Origin of the sequence: Undibacterium pigrum, assembly GCF_003201815.1 — a bacterium.
Taxonomy (GTDB): domain Bacteria; phylum Pseudomonadota; class Gammaproteobacteria; order Burkholderiales; family Burkholderiaceae_D; genus Undibacterium; species Undibacterium pigrum.
The window spans coordinates 1-2,362 of record NZ_QJKB01000037.1; the positions used below are offsets into that span (position 1 = coordinate 1).

General features: G+C 48.5%; 1 protein-coding gene. It reads left to right on the plus strand.

Translation table 11 applies throughout. From position 1 onward, the window contains the following. Positions 1-1,917 (plus strand): beta strand repeat-containing protein (locus DFR42_RS29455; RefSeq protein ID WP_211324451.1); only part of this gene is annotated, 1,917 nt, incomplete at its 5' end. Positions 1,918-2,362: the final 445 nt, after the last annotated feature.

Below are 2,362 nucleotides of genomic sequence, written 5' to 3' on the forward strand. Positions count from 1 at the left end.
ACTTACAACACGACAGAAAACGGTGTGAACCTGAATGCACAGTCCACAGCCAATGCAGTTGCTCGCGTTGTCACAGACACGATCAACCTGGGTGCTGGTAACGATACACTGGTAACTTACGGTGCGATCAACCTGGCTGGTGCACAACTGTCTAACATCGAAAACATCACGTCCAATTCAGCAGTCGTGATTACAGCCAGCCAATACGCGGTATTAATTGCTGCCCGTGCTGCACTGAACCTGTCTGGTCCTGTACTGACATTCTCTGGTAACGTACCTCATCAACTGACTATCGTTGACGATATTGGTGGTATTAATAACATCGACCTGTCCTTTATTACGGTGACAGGCGGCAGTCTGGTATTCGACGTAACATCTTCTTCCAATGCAACTGGTGGTGGCGTGAACAATACGACGACATCGAATGCAATTGGTACATCCGGTGGCGCTACTGCGATTGCTGGTGTCATAGGTACTAATCCAGTCAATGGCGGTGGCATAGCTCTGGCACCGATTGCCCTGACTGCAGGTGGTGTATTTAACAGTACAGCAAACGTGAATGATAATTTCACAGGTAATGCGGCAGCGCTGGTTGGTACAACTGTCAACGGTAATGCCGGTGATACAGACATGATCACCTTCACTGGTGGCGGCAGTATCGTTATCGGTGGCGGCAATACTATTACCAACATCAAAACTGTCGCTACAGACAATACATCGACAGACGTGTACTTCAACGTTGCTACTGCAGGTGTTACCACTGTCAATGGCGGCACAGGCAATGACCGCGTCTATCTGGCAAACTCCGGCAGCTCCATGCTGGCGGGTAATGTCAATCTGGGTGCAGGTAACAATACCTTGACCATGGAAGGCAAGACTTACAGTGGGACTTTCACTGCAGGTGCAGGTACATCCGATATCCTGAGTCTGGTCGCGTCATCCAATATTGCTGGTGCGAATATCTCTGGCTTCGAAAGCCTGGTGGTTGCCAGCAATGCCGGTATTACTTTGTCTGCAGCTCAATACAGTGCTTTCACCAGTATCACGGCGACAGGTACAAATGCCTTCACATTCTCTACAGCAGGTACTATCGCTGGTAACGCGACTGTAGAAAATTATGTACTTGCGAATGGTGCAAATACCTTCACTGGCGCGGCTGGCTTGATTTCTGTCACTGGTGGCACTGGTGTCGATACGTTCACGGTGGGTGATGCCATCATCACGGCGACTGTTGCTGCCAATGGTATTAACGGTGGTGCTGGAGCCGGTGACATCCTGAACGTAGGCGCTGTTACTGCTGCGCTGGATATGTCTGCCAAGGTAACCGATGTTGAAACCGTCAATGTCACTGGTGGTACCAATGCTGCGTGGACTGTGACTAACGAAAATGGTGCTGGCGTGACTTTGAATTTTACCAAGTCTGCTGCTACTGCCATCAATAACGTCATCCTGGGAACAGGTGGCCAGACGCTGAACGTGCTGGGCACTGGTACTGGTGCAGCAACAATCACTGGCGGTTCTGGCGTGGATACAATCAACCTGTCTACAACTGCAACTGGTGCTGATACTATTGCTACTGGTTCTGTTCTGGCCAATATCGATACAGTGGCAAACTTCAAAGTTGCTGGTGCTGACGTGTTCAAAACTGGCACAGCAGCAACAACATTGAACCTGTTGTCCATCGCTACTGCTGATACAGCAACTCTGGCAGCAGCAATCGCTACAGCAGCATCTGCAGCTGGCGCGGCTCTGGCAGCGAATACTCAGGCTTACGTTATCACTGTAGCCGCAGGTACAGCAGCTGGTACCTATGCTTTCCAAAACATCGGTGGCACTGTAGGTACAGTTGACGCAACTGACTTTATCGTTAAATTGGTTGGCGCAGGTTCCATCGTCGCTGGCGACTTCATCGCTTAATTCAGTAAGCAATGCAGGAAAATGGGTAGCGTGCTACCCATGCAGCAGGGAGGGAATATCCTCCCTGTTGTCAAAAACAAAAAACCACCTTTGCGAAGAGGTGGTTTTTTTATAACATAATTTTAAATTATCCCAATTTAATTAGCATTTGTGATTTGAATCACATTTCTGCCAAAAGGCTCATGCTAATCTCCCATCGCTGAAAAAGCGGGTAAATTCCATCATTTATTGGAGTTGCCTATTTGCAATAATAATTCAATCAGGAGTTCTAAATGGCCAACACAGCAGCAGATATCCAAAAGCTTTACATCGCTTATTTCAACCGTCCTGCAGATCCAAGTGGTCTGGCGTACTGGACAGCCCAGAATTTCACGCTGAACCAAATCGCTGACAGCTTCTCCAAACAAGCAGAATACGCCACCGTATTTGCTGGTAAAACAACAGA